Genomic DNA, 17,265 nt, shown 5'->3' with positions numbered 1-17,265 from the left:
GATTACGACGACACCAACGCCAGCTCCGCGCCGCGAGCGTAATAGGCGAAGCCAAGATCGCTTCGCCCCGCAAATAGCGACCCAATTCATCGGCAACTTCCTCTGCGGACAGATAACGTTGCGAAGGGTCTTTGGCCAAGCATTTCAGCGTGATCGTTTCTAGGTCCTTGGGAATCGCCGGGTTAAGCGTTCGTGGGCTCACCGGTTCTTCCGATTGGATTTGAATCATCGTAGCTGTAGCGTTTGCGGCCTGAAACGGCGGTCGCCCGGTGATCAAATGGTAGAGCGTTGCGCCCAGACTATAGATGTCGCTCGACTCGGTAATCCGGCTCATGTCGCGGGTTTGTTCCGGCGACATGTAAGGAGGAGAGCCCATGACGTCAGACGTCGCCGTTAGTTGTTGATCTTCCTCCATCAATTTGGCTAAGCCAAAGTCGGTTAATAGGACTCGATGCGTCTTGGAGTCGAGCATCGCATTGTGGGGTTTCACGTCTCGGTGCAAAATTCCGATCGCATGGGCGCCAGCGAGCGCCCAGCCAATTTGCTGTGAAAACTGCGCCGCAAGTTTTGGTTCGAGCGGACCGTCCCCCAATTTCTCACGGAGGCTGACCCCTGCGACGTATTGCATGGAGTAAAAGGCTTGCCCAAGCACTTCACCAACGTCATAGACCGTCACAACATTGTCGTTTTCGATCTTGGAAGCCGCGGTAACTTCGCGACGAAAACGTTCCAAGAGGTGAGCTTGTTGATCGGGCTGCAAATGAGAGATCTGATCTGGCCGGATCAACTTCAGCGCGACAATACGTCCCCCGGCGGTGCGTTGTTTGGCCTGATAGACGACGCCCATCCCCCCTTGGCCGAGAATCTTTAGCAGTTCGTAGTCGCCAAATTGCCGCGGTAAAGGAAGCGAAGCTGGAGTTGAAGCAAGCTGGTTTTGGGTTTCGACGCTAATCGAGACCGTCGACGCCGCTGCATTGAACGACTGAATTGTGTGATCCTGAAAGGACTGTCGGACAATCTCCTCCAGTTCATGATAGTCGGTAAGATATTGTTCCAGCGCTGGACGTTCGCCCGCTTCGATTCGCAATTCCAGCTCTATTTCAAGTAGCTGCCGAAAGAGCAGACGCTGTTGTTGTGGGGAGACCCGTTGAAGGTAATTCGAGATCCTGGGCTTATGCCCCAGCGACCAGGATTCCTCAAACTCATCACTAAGGCGATCCACGAGACGAGCCATGGCGATTTTGTTCTCGACATCGTCAGAAGAGTATTCGGTCTGGTCGAAATGATCAGTCACGTGCCGGATTCCCCTTGATGTCGCCGACGTAAAAATCGCACCCGTCGCAGTTTTGTTTGCTCGAAACCGCAGGTTTAACTCTGCGTGGCAAGTTGCTTCTCTAGCAGGTGTTTCCAGATATCGCGGATGAGTACGAGCTTTCGTCGAATCGATCGCGTGCTCAATCCGACCGATTCACCAATTTCCTCCGTGTCGTATCCTTCCAGTCGCATCGTCGCGATCTCCCGAAGTCGTTCTTCTTGCAATGCGTCGAGAAGTTGACCTTGCCACTCGGAGAATTCGGCCAGCTCATCGGGTGAAAAATGACTGGGGGCGACCGCTTCAATTCCGCAGGCGCCGTCAGTGCCTCGCACTAAGAAAACCGATTCGCCGCGGACTTTACCTCCGCCCCGTTTTGCAGCGTTCTCTCGGCGGATGTGATCAACCACTTTGCTGCGTGCCATTCTCGAGAGATAGCCCCAAAGTTCATCGGCGTCTTTGAAATCAGAGTCGGAAAAATCACCGCGGTCTGACCGTTTCCAGAGACTTTCAAACACGCTCGCTGCGACATCATCTCCGTCGGCCGCTCGTTGCTTTCCTGCACTGATCCTCTTCTCAGCAGCTCTCACGATTCGAGAAAAATATTTGTCGACAACGACATTTACAGAAGTCTTACTTCCGTCGCGCACGCCCTGAAGTACTTTCAGATTGATGGTATCTTCGTCTTCCGCCGCCATCTCTATTTCTCCCAACTCAGCATGCTCTGTAGCGCATTGAAGCGTCGGGCAGCTGCACGCGCCCGATAGGTTCACGCCTTCTATGATACCAGAGTTTTGGCTGGAGTGGGCAAAATGGGGGGATAGATGTCCTGCTGCGTGATGTTTTATCGGAACCCCCCTCGCAGCGGATCTAAGGGCGCCTATCGTCACAAATTGTCGAGCGGTGCGGGCAAGTCGTCGGCAGGAGGTTACCAGCGGCTGGCGATCAACAAAGCGACCTGGATGCGGAGACGTAAGACGGCCGAAGCCAATCGGACCGGCGATCGGAAAAGTCAGAATTGACGGCTCCTCACGATGTCGTTTTTCACGCGGCCATTTACATCGCTAAAGCAAGAGTCTCGCTCTCGGAAACCCGACCTCCCTTTAAAGTCGTTTCAGATCGCCAAGCGTTTTCGAATCGAACAGGCGGCATCTTGACCGGTGGTCGTTAATCCAGTCGCCGCGGCGTTTGATGTCGACGGTCGATTGTTCGTCATCAAAATGCGCCGTTATTCCGAAGGAGATGCGGGAACGCTGCGCTTGCTGGAAGATCGTATCGCCGAGTCGTCGTAGGGCAAGAATTTGAGACTTGTCAAAAACGTATTGAGTTGTTGCAGCGCTTCGTAATACAGGCCAAGGTCAAACATCAGATAGCCGTGCCTGCCTGCTTTGTTGACGTGTAGATCGCAGCGATTCCCCGCTTCGTTCATTGCGAGGTGAAATTTTTTGACGCCAGCGAAGGGGGTCACGGTATCGCCGGTTCCATGCAGCATAATCGTCGGCGGAAGATCGGCGCGGACGTTGTCTGCTGGGGACAGCTCTCTCCAGCGATCGCCAAGTTTTGCAGAGCCATATCCGGCGGGGGAGGTGTCGATAACGGGAAACAACAGCGCCAGCGCATCAGGCGTCGCAGCAACCTGAATCGCCGACGAATCCTCGTCGACTTGGTCGAAAAGGGCGGCGCCGACGGCAAGGTGTCCGCCGGCCGAAGCCCCGCAAGCGACGATCTGCTGCGGATCAATTCCTAGCTCTTTTGCATGACCGCGAATATATCGGACGGCGGAACGCGCATCACGTACCGAGTCGAATACGGTCACGCCGCGACGGGGATTTAGAAGTCGATACTCGATGCTTATAGCGACCATCCCTCTGTGGGCGAAATAATCGCAAAATGGATACATTCGCCGCGGTTCCCCACCGGTCCATCCGCCTCCGTGAATCGTGATCAGACAAGGCCGCGAATCGGATTTCTTCCACTCAGGCGGCGTAAACAAGTGTAACTTCAGCGATTGATCGCCGATCGTTTGATAGAGGATCTTTTGATTCGGCTCCATCTTTGCGGCCGCCAATCGCAGGTAGTCTGGCGCCGCTGATTGGGGCGTTATCGTCTTCGGCGGTTGTTCCTGGTCTTGGAGTTGCAGCCAACTGGCGGCCGCCCTAATTTTGACGTCCGCAACAGGATCATTCAGCAACGCCAAGAGCGTCGGCTCGGTCTGGACCAGTCGAGCGGCTCCAGCATAGTAGGCGGCGTTGGCGCGAATTGCGGCCACATCGCTCGTCAGATGATCATTCAGCGACGCCATTGCTTGTTCGTCGCCTAGCGTCACTAGCGTATGATCGAACTCTGCTTTCTCGAGAGGCTCCGCATCTTCTCGGGCAGCGTTCTGCACCGCTTGGCGATCCTGCTCATTTCCGATCACCCCAAGGATCCACGCGGCGCGGCGGCGAATGGTCTCGTTTTGGGCTTTTAAATCGTCCAAGATTTGCTGATGTGCGACGATGTCGCCGGAGCGGGCCAGCGCGGCCAATGACATTTGTCGGAGTCCCTGATCTTCCGACTTGGCGGCACGGCGGAGCGTCGCTTTATCGCCGAGCAATCCCAGCTTAAAGAGACTTTCGGCAGCGTGAACTCGCCCTGTCGATGCGGGGTCGGCAAGGCGGTAACTTAGCATGCCAACAAAAGAGTTATCGCCAGCACGCACCAACTCGCGCGCGATTCCGCACTGCTGCTGGTCATCGTGGGTCGATTTCCAGCGCTGTTTCAAATGTTTGCTCACTTCGGCGTGATGACCGACCGCCGTGAGTCCTTCAGCCGCATGCATCGCCGGCCAAAATTGGTCCGATTTCAACGCCGTTTGTAAGATCGATAGACATGTTTGGCGACTGTTTGTCTCGTCGGCCATTGCCCTGGAGGTCGTGACAAGAAGGCCGTCCCAACCGGACGATGCGATCAAACAAATCAAAATGAATCGCGGCGTCGTCATATTGATTCTCCAAGATAAGGCGAATGAAGAAAAGAGAAATATGTGCGGCTACGCTTGTTCGACTCGGATTTCGCAAACTCGGGCATGATCGATTCCGTTGGTTTTATCAATCGTTAATCGCAACGCGTCAAACGCCGCCTGATCAAGTGAATGGTCTCGCAAACGCTGGTAGTTATCGCGGATCTCGGCGACGACGCTCCAAACGTGATCGCGGCGCACCTCGATGCGATAATCGCGAACCAACTCTGGTTGAGGAACGCCCCATTTCATTTTCTCTGTATAAGCGTCGGCTAGACTGAAAGTCAGCACGCGATGTAATCCAGAGTCGAAAATAATGCGGACGTTGGCGGCGCGAATCGGTTGTGGCCAACTCATTTCTAGCGAAACGGGAAACGAATCAAGCGGGTTGCTCCTCCAACGATGGACTCCAGGATTAGCTCGATCTGCCGGCGCGCCGTCGTCGCCATGGACCGATCGCGTTTGTCCGGAAGTAATCCATCGCACGGAGTTTGGCGAAATCTCGCTGCTGGCCGTGAAAGTCGCCAAGCGAGCAAGATCGTGGTCGTCTTCATTTTTCACGCCGATCAAGTAAGCGTCGTCACGGAGCAAACGCTGTTGAATCTGTTGGATCGATGTTGGCGAATCAAACAGGTCGGCGGGGTCTTGTCGCCGATCACAGGCGATCGCCGCCGCGGTTCCCACTCCTTGGCCCATCGCTGCGCAGGTCGCCATCACGCGTGTCGAAGCAAATGCGATATGCGTGGCCGAAATATTTCGCCCTGCAAACATCAAATTGCGCAAGTTGCCGCTCACGCAACACCGCAAGGGAATATCGTACAGCGCCGGAACGTCGTGCTGCGTACAGGGAGGTTCGTCCGGTGCGTCGACTCCTTCCGGCGGATGAACGTCGATCGGCCACCCGCCGAAAGCGATCGCATCCGGCATGCGACGAGAACGCATCACGTCGGTTTCCGACAGCGTCGTACGCCCTGTAAAGCGACGGCTCTCACGTTTGCCAGGGACAAATCCAAACCATTCCAACGCCCAATTTTCGGCGCCGTGATCGCCGCCGTTTTTTACATGGTCCCAGACTCCCATCACGATGCTGAGCAGTTCGTCGCGGATTTGTTCGTTATCCCGAATCGTGTCGAGACAGCCTCCCCACTCGACCCACCAATAGCCATACTCGAGCCCGCGATCGAGTTCGCTTTCGGCATGCGGTCTTAAACGCAAGTCTTGCTCAGAAAAGCGACGCGCCGACGCTGGAGGCGTAAACGGCATCGGGCGATCATGACGACGCGCTTGAAACATGATCGTCGAGCCTAGTCTGCGCTGGTCCGCTTCCTGCACGGCGAGCGACTCGCCAAATTCGTCGCTGCTTTCTCTCCCTTCACGGAACGCAGCGCCCGCTTCAACGCCTAACCGTCCGTCCCCGGTGCAGTCAATAAACACCTTGGCGGTTATCACAAACTGCTCCTCGGTCGATTGCCGCTGCGCGATCGCCTGGCGGACGATCCCGCCGGAAGTCTTGGCCCCAATCACGGTCGTATTGAGAAACAGCCGCAGCTTAGGCTCGGCTTTGCACTTCTCGTAAAGTATCAGGTCGAACATCGACGAAGAACGCTGCGCGTTGCGAGCAGCCGCTTCTAAACGAATCTCCTCGATAATGCCCCCTTCGCGCGCTTCAGTCGTCAATTCGGCCCCTCGTTTTCCGCTACAGTCAGCGCCGACGATGTGCATGCGAATTTCGCTCGAAGCGTTTCCACCAAGCATTGGTCGGTCTTGGCAAAGGGCGACCGTCGCGCCGCACCGGGCGGCCGCAATCGCCGCTGCGATTCCAGCGGGGCCTCCGCCCGCGACGAGTACGTCGACGTCGACTTGGCTCGTCTTAATCGTTGCATTGCAAGCGTTTTCGTTCATGGGGAATCCGCGTCTTGGAGATTATTTGGCCAGGGTCAGCAGCCCTGATTGCAATAAGATGTTCTCGATCGCTTGTTCAAACTCTCGCGTCGCTTGAAACTTGGTGAGCATGCTGGCGGATCGCTCGAATAAACCGAGCGACTTGGCGGAATGCTTGAGCGCGTGGACTTGATGAGCCAGCGAGATCCGAATCTCGGGAATCTGAAACAGTTGCGTCAACTCCGCAATTTGTGCATGCGATGCCTGTGCGTTCTCGGTATTGCCCGACTTGAAGGAGTCGATCAGCGTGCGATGCCACTGCGGAGCGATGCCGGCGAGCGCCGAAACGCAACCGTGAGCGCCCGCGTTGAGGCTATCGAGGATCAGCATCTCGATTCCTTGCAGGACGCGAAAGTTCTGGCCTTCAGTCGCCGCCAATAACTGCCGCATTCGGTTCAGATCATTGCTCGTGTCTTTGCACAACAGAATGTTGGGGTGACTCGCCAATTCGCCGAACGTTTCGACGTCGACCGAAGTGGTCATTCGCAAATGATGATAGATGCCGATCGGCAAAGGAGACTGTTCGGCCAGTTCGACGAAATAGCCCAGCAGTTCCGCCTGGCTAAGCCGTTGAAAAAATGGCGCCATCGCAATTGCGTAGTCAGCGCCATCTTGCTGGGCGAACCGAGCGAAGCGAATCGCCTGCTTGACGCCATAGCCGCCGACGCCGACCATCACCGCCGCCGCGCCAGCGGCGCCTTCGGCGGCCGCAGTAACGATCGCGCGACGGTCCGACTCATCGAGCAGGATCATCTCGCCGGTCGACCCAAGGACGAACAGCCCGTCGCATCCTTGCGACGAGACGAGTTCGGCGAGGCGTCGCATCGCCGACGGATCTACTTCGCCAGGTTCCTTGCAGGGCGTGACCATAGCGGCGACCACATCGGGCGAATGCGGCGCGGGGAAAGGTAGGGGGGGACCAGAAGGGGAAATCTGCGTCATTCTCGATGCTCCAAAATGTGGCTAACAGGTGCATCTTAATCAGTCTTGGAGGACAATGGAATACTGTGTTGACATTTGGTATACCAGGTGATAGTCTGATTTTAACAAAGTACAAATCAGCGCCGACCGTCACAACGAAAGCAGGTTTTTCATGTGGGATAACGAGGTATACGACAAGCTGTCGGATCTGATCTTCTCGGGAGAATTTGAGACCGGAAGCAATCTGATCGAGCGAAATTTGGCGACGCGCCTGGGGGTCAGTCGAGTGCCGGTTCGGGAAACGCTGACCAAGCTCGTCGCTCAAGGAAGCCTGGAAGGGGGCCGAAAAGGAGAGGGGGTTCGCATGCGGCGTTATTCGGCCGACGAGATCCGCCAACTCTACGACTATCGAGCGACGATCGAAGGGGGCATCGCGCGAGCGGCGGCGTTGTCGGCAAGTCTTGCCGACGTGTTGCGGCTCTCAATCATTTGCGACGAAATGGAAGCGACGCTCGAAGAAGACAAGTCGGGTCGATGGGGATCGTTGGATCGACGATTTCACGAGGCCTTGGCCGAGTCGTGCCGCAACGATCGTTATGATCGAGCGCTGAAGAGCTTACTGCACGAGTGCTTCTACGTGTTTTACGTGCTCTCACGCAAACGAAGTCGCAGTGAGTTATCCGTCGAGGATTTGAAGTCTCACCAGCGACTCGCGCTCGCAGATCACCGTGCATTGGTGAAATTTATCGAGACGCATCAGCCGGACGAAGCCGAATCTCAGGCGCGGCTGCATATCCTGCGATCTGCAGATCGAGTCATTCGGGCGGCAATCGAAACAGATCTAGGAGAATAAGCATGGCTTACTTTCTGCAATCGATTCGCCCCGTCGCCAGCGGTTCGGCGTTGTTGCTGTTCTGCCTGATTTCCTTGGGATGCGGTTCGCAAACCGAGGGCCCGTTGCGATTTCGAGTTTCAGGCGACATCACCTTTCAAGGCAATCCGATACCGGCCGGTCTGATCACGTTTAGCCCTGACGCCGCTTTGGGGAATAGCGGTCCACAAGGTGTTGCCCGAATTCGAGACGGCCACTTTGACACCGGTTTCGATGGGGGAAAGGGGGTGCTCTCCGGCCCGCAAATCGTCAAAGTGATCGGCGCGGATGGAGAAACATACACCGACGACGCAGGGATTCAAGCGCCGGAAGGAAAGCCGCTGTTCGCTCCATGGGAAACGAAGCTAGAAGTGCTAAACGAAGACATAAAGATTGATTGGGAGGTGCCGCAGCTCCCCGTTCGTTAATGCGAACGACCATGCCCAAACAAACCAAGATAAACGGCGAAGAAGCATTGCCATCTGTTCAAAGCGCACGTCCATCCGCTGCTATTTTTAAGCGAGAATGCCGTCTTTGGCGACGAATCCGGCGACTCGTAAAATCCTTTTCATCGCTGGGAGAGTCATCCATGTTTAATCAGACTCGGCGTAGCGGCCCTACGGGGTTTACGCTCGTGGAACTACTAGTCGTGATTGCGATTATCGGCATCCTGATTGCGCTCTTGCTGCCGGCCGTGCAACAAGCGCGTGAAGCGGCTCGTCGAATGTCGTGTACGAACAATCTAAAGCAGCTTGGTCTTGCTATCCACAACTATCACGACGTCCATCTTACATTTCCTCCGGGAGGCAATAGCAGTACGACCTGGACTGGTAGGTCCAATCAACTATCCCTCCACACTTTTCTGTTGCCTTACATCGAACAAAAAACGGTGCAGGATACGATCGATTTTTCCGGGAACAGCTACCTTACCGAGAAAGACCATGCCGCGATAAGAGTCGACGCTTTTCTTTGTCCCAGCTCAACCAGAGAATACGACGAAACGGTATCCGGCGGAGCTTTGGCGTATGACAATCCCAGGCTCCATACGATGCACTATTACGGCGTGATGGGGCCCAAGGGGGTAAACGCAGAGTCAGGCGACAATTATGAAACTGAAGACGGCGTTTCTTCCAATGGAGGATTCGGTCGTCAAGGTGTTTTCTTCGATCTGAGTTCGATCAAATTTCGGGACATTACTGATGGGACATCCAGCACGTTCGCGCTGGGTGAACTCTCCTGGAACGACGCAGCGACCGTTTATCGGATGTGGGTCCGTGGGTGCGGCGGTTCGGCCTGTTCCTCGTGCAAAAACATCGTCGACGGAATCAATATCACGCCGGCCGTCTCCGGCAATTTCAATAATGTTAGTTTCGGCAGCCAGCATCCAGGCGGAACGCACTTTTTGATGTGCGACGGCGCCGTTCGTTTTGTTCCGGAAACCGTTGACTTTGGGGTCTACAAAGCGACCGCGAGTCGAAATGGACAAGAAGTCAAAACGGTATTGCAGCCCTAATAACACGTTTCTTAAAGAGATCAACTTATGATTCTAAAACCGTATTTCTTCGCGTTACTCGCGACGCTCACCTGCTACGCGCAGCCAGTATCGGCGCAGATTCCTTCTAAGTCGCCCGCGGCGCTATCAGAGCAGAAGGTGCTCGATTCCAAGTCGTTCGCCGCCGCCAAAGAGAACGCTTACCTAGCGTTTCCCGCTCTGACCGAGACCCGCGGCGGAGACATCTTGATTTCCTACAAGCGGGGACGTCGGCACTCTCAAGATAACGGGGCTCCGCTCGAGATCGTGCGTTTTGATCCGATCCAAAATCGAGTGAAATCGCGGCAGATCCTGGGAAGCGACCCTCAACTGATTTATCAGATGGGCGAATGGATTCGTTTTCCGAGCGGACGAATCGGCAGCTTTGTCGACATGCAAAAGATCGCGAAAGACAAGGGACAAAATCGACACCATCGCGTCGGCGTCTATTATGCCGTTAGTGATGACGAAGGGAAGACGTTCACCGAGATGAAGCCCTGGGGGCCGATCGATGGGGTGGAATATGGCTACGTGTTTGACGCTGTCGAGTCGTCTGAAAAGACGTACGTTTTAGCGATGACGTTTCCTGAATTGTCCGCGCGAAACTCGATGTTCGACGACCAAGGAAAGCGGATTTACGGCACGGTGGCGGTATTGTCGTACGACGAAGAGAAAGACGTTTGGTCGCATATCCGCGATCTCAATCAAGCGTTCGGCGATATCCTGATCAACGAAAGCTGCTTGATTGAATCGGGTGACGGATTCCTGGTGGGAACGCGCGGCTACGACGGCAAGTTTCGACTTCATCGCGTCGACCGAAATTTTCAGGAACAAAAGTCAAACGATTTAACAACGCAGTACGCCGAGTTCGAAAGTCATCTCGGTCGCCCTCGCTTCATCCGCAAGGATGGCGATCTTTATCTGCTGGGGCGTAATTTTATAAACGGCAAGATGGAACTGGCCCTTTTCCGGATCGATGAAGAATCGTTGACCGTCGAGCAGCGCGTGCGTCTCGATCCAGCGTCGGACGAGAAAATCACCGACGGTTACTATGCGATGCATTACTTCCTGAAGCGGGATGGCGAGGAATTGTTCAACGTCATCACTTATCGGCGTTCGGACAAAAGTTCCCATCCCGACCTGATTCGCTTGGAATTTGCCTGGAACGACGTCCGCTAACCTAATCCAGAAATGACGCCATAAGAACGTTCCACTCCAACTCTTAAGCCGGGGTAGTGTGCAGATTGATGTCAATTTATCCGCTAATTTTGGGTGTAGGCACGGCGACTGCAGGAGGTTTGGGCTGGGGCGATTGGAGCGTGATCGCGATCTACGGCCTAGTGGTGATCGCGATTGGCTGGTACGTCGGGCGACGCAACGAATCGGCTCAGGAATATTTCATTGGGTCGGGCCATACCAGCCCGATGTTGATCGGCGTTTCGTTGTTTGTGACGCTGCTCAGCACGATCTCTTACTTGTCGATGCCTGGCGAGATCATCGGCAAGGGCCCTGTTTATATGACACGGATATTTGCGTATCCGCTGGCCTATGTCTTCATCGGGTACGTCCTGTTGCCGATCTACATGCGGCAACGCGTCACCAGCGCCTACGAATTGCTAGAGACGAAGCTCGGCGGCAGCGTCCGCATGCTGGGCGCGGCGTTGTTTATCATTCTGCGCATTATTTGGATGTCGCTGTTGGTGTATCTCTCCGCCAAAACAATGACGGTGATGCTGGGAATCGGCGACGCATGGATACCGGCCCTGGTCGTTACGACTGGCCTAGCGACAGTCCTGTATACGTCGCTGGGCGGATTTCGCGCGGTCATTATTACCGACTTTTTACAAGCTTTGTTTTTGCTGGTTGGAGTATTGTGCGTGTTGGGAGTCATCACTTATCGCGTCGGAGGATTGCAATGGCTGCCGACCGGTTGGGAGCCGCACTGGGATCAGCAACCCCTTTATAGTTTCGATCCGTCGACGCGCGTCACCGTGTTCGGCACAATCCTCTCGACCTGGATGTTTTTAGTTTGCACGTCAGGCGGAGATCAAACTGCGATCCAACGCTTCATGTCTACCAAAGATGCGAGCAGTGCTCGCCGCGCATCGGCCTATCAAGCGATCGCCGCAACGATCGTCAGCTTAATGCTAGGTTTGGCCGGCTTTGCGATGCTCTCTTATTGCCGAATCTTTCATGCACGGATTCCGATTGATTTGTTATCGCCCGAAGGCGCCGATAACGTCTTTCCTTGGTTTATCGCCCACGAACTGCCGATGGGGATCGCGGGTCTCGTCGTTGCGGCGATGTTTGCGGCCGCGATGTCCAGCCTCGATTCAGGCGTCAACTCCATCGCGGCCGTAACGATCACCGACTTTTTCGACCGCTTCGATTGCAAACCGAGCACCGAACGAGGCCATTTGCGGCTCGCTCAAGGGATCGCGCTGGTCGTCGGCGTGCTGGTCGTGCTCGGAAGTTCGCAAGTGGGAAGCGTGCCTGGGAACATCACGGTGGTGACCAGCAAGACGGCGAATCTGCTGGCTCCGACTCTGTTTTGTCTCTTCTTTTTTGCGTTGTTCGTCCCTTTCGCCAACGCGTATGGCGTCTGGGCAGGCGCGATATGCGGCACGCTGGCGGCAATTTTATCGGCCTTTGCTGGGCCTATCTTTGGCGCCTCTTCCACAAACGGTGGCGATCCGATCAGTTTTCAATGGATCGCTCCCCTCTCGCTATCGACCAACATTGCGGTCGGAATGCTGGTGTCGTTCGTCACCAGCGGCCCGAAGCGGAGCGAATCCGCTGCGCTGTCGTCTGACGTTTCTACAACCGCGGCCTCCCAACGATAAGGGGAAGAAGTTTGTTAACCGGAATTAGCTATTGGTCGATGCCTGACGGACTGGCGGGAACTTGTGACATAGCGACGGCGCTGCAATTGGCGAAGCAGCATCAATTTGACGCGCTGGAGTTAGCAATCAGCCCCGGCGGAACTTTGCACGTCGACTTGTCGCAAGCCGAATGCGAACAAATTCGTCGTGAAATCGAAGACTCCGGCGTCATCGTCGAAACGATCGCAAGCGGTATGAGTTGGGGCTGCAATCCCGCTAGCCACGATGAGGGGATTCGCCGCCTGGCGATCGAACTGCATGAAAAAGCGCTGCAACGAGCCGCCTGGCTGGGATGTCAGGCGATGCTGTTTGTGCCGGCCATCGTCACGAGTCCCATCTCGCCGGGCGAACGCGTTCGCTACGATCACGCCTACCAACGCGCTGAGGTCGCGGTGCGCCGCCTGCTCGAAACGGCGGAAAAAGTGGGTGTCGATCTCTGCGTCGAAAACGTCTGGAACGGATTCCTCTATTCTCCGCTCGAGCTAAGGGACTTTGTCGATAGTTTCGCCAGCGATCGTTTGGGGGTCTATTTTGACGCAGGAAATTTGCTTGGCTATCAACAATATCCGCCGGACTGGATCCATCTGCTAGGCTCGCGAATAAAACGCGTGCATGTCAAAGGGTATCGCGATCAGTTTGATTTTTGCGGCAGTTATGAATTTTGCGAGTTAGACGAAGGAGACGTGCCGCTTGTCGAAACGATCGCTGCGCTGTGCGACATCGGTTACGACTCCACGATCGTCGCCGAGATGCTTCCGTTCAAAGAAGATCGATTGCGACGGACTGCCGCGGCGTTAAACGGGTTGGTGCGTCAGGTCGCCGCATAAACGTCTTTGAAATATTTGTTCTCTATCCCAAGTTAGTCCTAGGACGAAGCAGAAGCATGTTAAAAGTCGGCGTCGTTGGTTTAGGAATGATGGGCGCAACCCATCTGGACGTTTATCGAAAGCGAACGGACGTCTGCGTCGTCGCTGTGGCCGATCTCGATAAAGATCGCCGCTGCGGGCGGACAACCGCGGCGGGAAATATCGAAGGACAATCGCAAGGGGGATTTGATTTCTCCACCGTAAAGCAATACGCCGACGGATGCGATTTGATTGCCGACGCTGACGTCGATATTGTTGATCTCTGTTTGCCGACGCCGGCGCACGCTCGACTGGGGGCGCTGACATTGGAAGCTGGAAAGCATCTGATTATCGAGAAGCCGCTGGCGCGATCCTACGCCGAGGCGCTTTGCTTGGCTCAACAAGCGGAGAAATCGCCAGGGCTTTCGTTTTGCGCCATGTGCATGCGATTTTGGCCTGGCTGGGACTGGTTAAAAGAGGCGGTCGACAGTCAGCGCTATGGCGCCGTCCAATCGGCTTCATTTCGTCGGATTACGCAGTTCCCTGGCGGTCCGTTTTATAGCGACGGAAAAGCCTCAGGGGGAGCGCTGTTGGACCTGCATATCCATGACTCGGATTTCGTTCGCTATTTGTTTGGCATGCCGAAAGCCGTTTCTAGCAGCGGTTATTCGCGGCACACGACGCATATAGACCATGTCCTAACGCAATATCACTACGACAACATGGCGATCGTCTCGGCGGAAGGGGCTTGGTCGATGTCGCAGGGCTTCGGCTTTGAAATGGAGTATCTGGTCAATTTTGAACAGGCGACGGCAGTTTATCGTCTCTGCGATTCGCCAAAGGTTGAACTGACGACGCCCGACGCCGGCAAGCAATCAATCCCACTTAGCGCAGCAATGGGATACGAACTGGAGTTAGCGCACTTCATTGACTGTATCCAGCGCGGGATCCCTTCCGACCGCATTTCGCTGGCCGATGCCGCAGAGACGCTCCGTTTAAGCGAAGCTGAGGCCGAAAGCTGCCGGACGGGCCAATGCGTCCAGATCGAGATTTAGTCGCCGGTGTCGAGGAAATCAAGATCATCATCGGTAACAATGGTCGATCCATTTCAGCGTCTCGTCACGAGTTCTCAGTAGATTTGTTTGAGCCGCTTGAGCTCAACTTGCAGTCAACCGACCGTCATCTTTTGACGACTCGACAAACGATCTGTCGATTCGTCGAAGAACGGAAAGACCATCGCCTCGCAGCGGCGCCCTCCATTGCGGTTGCACCTCGGGCGAGGCCGATCAGTGCTAATTGTCGTATAATCGTCACTTCGCTTCCGATGTTCAACGATTTCGAGACGCAATTTTCAAGAAAGACGAGACGGATGATTCATCGTTTTCCTGTGATCAGATTCCATCTTCCTAAGCTGCTAATGCTGCTGGCCGCGATCGTTATCGTTTCCGGGCTCTCGCTTACGGCACAGGCCGAGCACGGCGGGAAGCTGCAGATTCTGTTGCTCGGCGATAGTACTACCGAAGGCTCCATTCCTCGTCTGATCAAGCCGGCGGCGCCTCAGTTAGAGCAAGTGATCGAACAATTGTTGGAAGCGGAAGGGGATCTTCCCCCGACGCATGTCATCAACAACGGCCAGAGCGGCGATACGATCGATCGATTCGTCAATTCAGGTCGATACGACAGGGAAGTTGCCGAACTACCGGGGATTGATTACATCTTCATTCGGTATGGCATCAACGATTACGCGCGTCGAGAGGATTTTGCGACGAACTTCCCCCTCGACTTTCACGGGTTGATCGCGCGGATTCGCAAGAATCACCCGGACGCCCAAATTGTTCTGATGACGGTGACTCCCTTCAGTAAAGCGGAGGTCAGCCAAGAGATCAACTCGCGCGTTCGCCAAGTGGCGGAGAAAGAACAGCTTCCGGTGTTCGACATCTATCCGCTGTACGGCAAAGCTCTCCAAGTGCACGGCGTCAATTCGCTGAGCTACCGGCGTTATTCTGTCGAGAAGGTGCCCTCGAACTATCATGCCTTTGTCGCCCCTTACGTTCATGGTGGACACGTCGTGGTCCTCGATAACGAACTTGACGGAATATTTGGGCATCTGCCAGGTTGGTACGGCGATCGCCATCCCAATCTCGCCGGGTACAACGTGATTGCCGTAGAAACGGCGAAGTACCTGACCGATGACCTGCGCAAGCGGAAAACGGAGTAAAAGGGGGAAGCAGCGGCGCTTGTGCCGCTTTCGACAAACCGACCACATGCAGTTACGTTTGTCTTGCCGCTCAATCTCAGACAGAAATATCGGAACTACGATTGCGATATAGGCCGGGATCGATCACGTCGACCATCGCCGGCAAATCCAATTCGCGATCGAGAAAACGCGTCACTTTCCCAATCTCTTCGTTCGGTGAAACGAAGAGATCGTTGTAGCTCACTTGCAGCACTTGTAGATGTTCTTGCGTCGGCAGCCATTGCAATAGCCGATCGAGATGGACGGAGAACGCCTGTTTGATATCCTCACGGCGCGCGGCTGGTCGACCCAGTCGCGTGAGCATCTTCTCTTGCGAATCGAGAATCTCGTCGATGTCGCGCCGCATGAAGAGGACGCGGCAAGAGTGCGTAGTCGGTAGATCGTAGAGGAGCGACGAGACCATTTTTACGACTTTGCCATCGGCGTGATCCAGCCAAGAGGGATCATCTCTCGTCTGTTTAACGCGTTCGTATTCGAAGTAGCCTTGGGGGTTGTCGGTATCGGCCGTACGGATTTCGTCGGTCAACGCCGGGATCCCTCCGCGATCAAGCATCTGCATCATCAGCGACGTGCCCGAGCGGGGAAGCCCCGAAACAATGGTAATTTCAGTCGAGTCGAACATGCTGTTTCACCTGAATCGCAGTGCGAGTAGCGAGGACTAAATATTGACATTCAGAAAGGGACGAGCGGCGAACGCGGCGACCATCGAAATCAAAAACCAATAGATCAGCCAGCTATCCGTTCCGCTGGTCCACGAGTCGCGATCGGGATAGACGATTTCAATGGATTGCACAGGCGAAGCGGCGCCAAAGGGAGCTTCGCGAGGATGCAGCAATACCTCGCTCCAGTTCCACGCCGGTCGCAGCAGACTGATCGGCATGTAGCCGTCGCCTACCGAGAATTGTTTGGTGAATTGTTGGTCGGCAAGCTCAAATGTGATTTCATGAGTCCCCGGCTGTAGCCCCCTTAATTGCCAACTGACGAAGTCGTCGGCGGGCGCACGTACGGGCCCCTTGGCGACCTCAAAGAACGGCGCCGCCGCGATTTGTACGTTGGCGACGCTATCAGGATCGTGCGCCGTATGGAGCGTGACAATCGCTTCTTCGCCAACTGCCAAGGGCTTCGCTTGGTACCACAGCGCCAATTGACCCAACAAGAGGCAAGTTGGAATCAACATGACCAACATCGGCGCCAGCGAAAGCCCCAGCAGTTGGCCGGCGCCGAGAAGCAGGCTTCCCTGGGCGCGCAGGCCGACTCGCAAATCATCCTTGAACAGCGATAAGGCCAGCAGATTGGCCTTGATTTGATTGCGCGTCCGTTTTATCGCCGATTGATGCGACGTGTACTTGAAGACGATCAGCATCGCGACGCCTGCGAGGGCGCCGATTACGGTGGTCGAAACCCACCCCGGCGTCCAACTGACTGGGCGCAGCACGAGTCCGGCGATCCCGTTCGCCCATTGATTTAACCAGACCACGATCTGCGTCAGCATAGAATCACTCAATGTAGCCCAGGCCTCGTAGTTGATCGGCGACCTGCTTTTCGGCGTCGGCCTCACCGATCCGTTTGATCTCGTTTTCGACAGCCGTCGCGATCAATTCATCAACGCTGCTATAGCCATTCTTGGCCGCGGCCTGTTTGGCGCGATCGTACAGATTGTTGTCGAGCATTACTTTCGCCATGTTCGTCTCCAGTCACAGTGCA

The 17,265-nt window shown here is 55.3% G+C and carries 15 protein-coding genes and 2 pseudogenes; 9 read left to right on the top strand and 8 right to left on the bottom strand.

The genetic code is table 11. From position 1 onward, the window contains the following. Window positions 1–154: 154 nt before the first annotated feature. A pseudogene (locus DSM3645_RS31825) lies at window positions 155–847 on the bottom strand (serine/threonine-protein kinase); the annotation flags it as partial. Between the two features lie 521 nt (window positions 848–1,368). After that, window positions 1,369–2,010 carry a sigma-70 family RNA polymerase sigma factor gene (locus tag DSM3645_RS15970; protein WP_002653267.1) on the bottom strand — a complete coding sequence of 214 codons (642 nt, stop codon included), beginning with the start codon at window positions 2,008–2,010 and terminating at the stop codon, window positions 1,369–1,371. Window positions 2,011–2,472: 462 nt separating this feature from the next. Here DSM3645_RS15970 and DSM3645_RS31920 point away from each other — a divergent pair. Then, window positions 2,473–2,532: pseudogene (locus tag DSM3645_RS31920) on the top strand (hypothetical protein); the annotation flags it as partial. Window positions 2,533–2,540: 8 nt separating this feature from the next. Here DSM3645_RS31920 and DSM3645_RS30950 read toward each other — a convergent pair. The 3 genes from DSM3645_RS30950 to DSM3645_RS15950 are packed head-to-tail and all read right to left on the bottom strand — an operon-like array spanning window position 2,541 to window position 7,196. Further along, window positions 2,541–4,295: an alpha/beta hydrolase fold domain-containing protein gene (locus DSM3645_RS30950; protein WP_002653264.1), complete on the bottom strand. Its 1,755-nt coding sequence runs from the start codon at window positions 4,293–4,295 to the stop codon at window positions 2,541–2,543. Window positions 4,296–4,343: 48 nt separating this feature from the next. Beyond that, on the bottom strand, window positions 4,344–6,215 hold the full coding sequence (locus DSM3645_RS15955; RefSeq protein WP_002653263.1) for an FAD-dependent oxidoreductase: 1,872 nt from the start codon (window positions 6,213–6,215) through the stop codon (window positions 4,344–4,346). Window positions 6,216–6,236: 21 nt separating this feature from the next. After that, window positions 6,237–7,196, bottom strand: a complete 960-nt coding sequence (locus DSM3645_RS15950) for a dihydrodipicolinate synthase family protein (RefSeq protein WP_081444849.1) — start codon at window positions 7,194–7,196, stop codon at window positions 6,237–6,239. A 151-nt stretch (window positions 7,197–7,347) separates the two neighbouring features. Between DSM3645_RS15950 and DSM3645_RS15945 the strand changes: the two genes are divergently transcribed. From DSM3645_RS15945 to DSM3645_RS15910, 8 genes are all read left to right on the top strand, one after another. Next, window positions 7,348–8,028: a GntR family transcriptional regulator gene (locus DSM3645_RS15945; protein ID WP_002653261.1), complete on the top strand. Its 681-nt coding sequence runs from the start codon at window positions 7,348–7,350 to the stop codon at window positions 8,026–8,028. 2 nt (window positions 8,029–8,030) lie between these two features. Next, complete coding sequence (locus tag DSM3645_RS15940) at window positions 8,031–8,474, top strand: hypothetical protein (protein ID WP_002653260.1); 444 nt, start codon at window positions 8,031–8,033, stop codon at window positions 8,472–8,474. 161 nt (window positions 8,475–8,635) lie between these two features. Continuing rightward, on the top strand, window positions 8,636–9,559 hold the full coding sequence (locus DSM3645_RS15935) for a DUF1559 domain-containing protein (RefSeq protein WP_002653259.1): 924 nt from the start codon (window positions 8,636–8,638) through the stop codon (window positions 9,557–9,559). Between the two features lie 27 nt (window positions 9,560–9,586). Beyond that, a complete protein-coding gene (locus tag DSM3645_RS15930; RefSeq protein WP_002653258.1) occupies window positions 9,587–10,756 on the top strand; it encodes a sialidase family protein in 1,170 nt (389 codons plus the stop codon). A 68-nt stretch (window positions 10,757–10,824) separates the two neighbouring features. Beyond that, window positions 10,825–12,420, top strand: coding sequence for a sodium:solute symporter (locus DSM3645_RS15925; RefSeq protein ID WP_116344419.1), 1,596 nt, complete (start codon window positions 10,825–10,827; stop codon window positions 12,418–12,420). 11 nt (window positions 12,421–12,431) lie between these two features. Next, window positions 12,432–13,286 carry a sugar phosphate isomerase/epimerase family protein gene (locus DSM3645_RS15920; protein ID WP_002653256.1) on the top strand — a complete coding sequence of 285 codons (855 nt, stop codon included), beginning with the start codon at window positions 12,432–12,434 and terminating at the stop codon, window positions 13,284–13,286. A 56-nt stretch (window positions 13,287–13,342) separates the two neighbouring features. After that, complete coding sequence (locus tag DSM3645_RS15915; protein ID WP_002653255.1) at window positions 13,343–14,359, top strand: Gfo/Idh/MocA family protein; 1,017 nt, start codon at window positions 13,343–13,345, stop codon at window positions 14,357–14,359. Between the two features lie 314 nt (window positions 14,360–14,673). Continuing rightward, a complete protein-coding gene (locus DSM3645_RS15910) occupies window positions 14,674–15,522 on the top strand; it encodes an SGNH/GDSL hydrolase family protein (protein ID WP_202594951.1) in 849 nt (282 codons plus the stop codon). A 76-nt stretch (window positions 15,523–15,598) separates the two neighbouring features. On the opposite strand, the gene DSM3645_RS15905 is transcribed toward DSM3645_RS15910, so the two are convergent. The 3 genes from DSM3645_RS15905 to DSM3645_RS15895 are packed head-to-tail and all read right to left on the bottom strand — an operon-like array spanning window position 15,599 to window position 17,243. Beyond that, complete coding sequence (locus tag DSM3645_RS15905) at window positions 15,599–16,183, bottom strand: sulfotransferase domain-containing protein (RefSeq protein WP_002653253.1); 585 nt, start codon at window positions 16,181–16,183, stop codon at window positions 15,599–15,601. Window positions 16,184–16,219: 36 nt separating this feature from the next. After that, window positions 16,220–17,053: a hypothetical protein gene (locus DSM3645_RS15900; RefSeq protein WP_002653252.1), complete on the bottom strand. Its 834-nt coding sequence runs from the start codon at window positions 17,051–17,053 to the stop codon at window positions 16,220–16,222. 4 nt (window positions 17,054–17,057) lie between these two features. After that, window positions 17,058–17,243 carry a hypothetical protein gene (locus DSM3645_RS15895; RefSeq protein ID WP_002653251.1) on the bottom strand — a complete coding sequence of 62 codons (186 nt, stop codon included), beginning with the start codon at window positions 17,241–17,243 and terminating at the stop codon, window positions 17,058–17,060. Window positions 17,244–17,265: the final 22 nt, after the last annotated feature.

Source organism: Blastopirellula marina DSM 3645 (assembly GCF_000153105.1).
GTDB lineage: Bacteria > Planctomycetota > Planctomycetia > Pirellulales > Pirellulaceae > Blastopirellula > Blastopirellula marina.
This window is presented reverse-complemented; position numbering and strand designations above follow the sequence as displayed.